This is a genomic window from Leucobacter sp. OH1287 (assembly GCF_003859945.1).
In the GTDB taxonomy this organism is placed as follows: domain Bacteria; phylum Actinomycetota; class Actinomycetes; order Actinomycetales; family Microbacteriaceae; genus Canibacter.
Map to the genome: position 1 here is coordinate 1 of NZ_RQYM01000040.1, position 302 is coordinate 302.

Annotated in this window: 1 protein-coding gene; it reads right to left on the minus strand. The window is 53.3% G+C overall.

Features of this window, described 5'->3' with window-relative positions; all coding sequences use genetic code 11:
* The coding region (locus EII30_RS08945) for a hypothetical protein (protein ID WP_158608708.1) at positions 1 to 302 on the minus strand (302 nt) is incomplete at both ends.

Sequence of the window (302 nt, forward strand, 5' to 3'; positions counted from 1 at the left end):
TGTTAGGAGGTTGTTTACTGCCTTGTTGTTTACACACGCTGCTGCTGTCAGCTCGAAGCTTGGAGCAGCTGGTGCTGGCTCGTAGGTTGGTGTTGGAGCTGGCGGGTTGCAGTTCAGGGTTGTTGGGTCAACTGGAACGAATGACTTTGGCTCGCCGAGTTTGATGAACCGGTCTGACTTGCCCTGGGTGAGCTTCAGTACCTTGTCGTAGGTTGCTGGGTCGTTAACCTTTTCCGCATCGAACCAGTATGGCTGAACTGTGATGGTTTCACCGTATGGAACCTTGAAGCCCGGGTATGCTG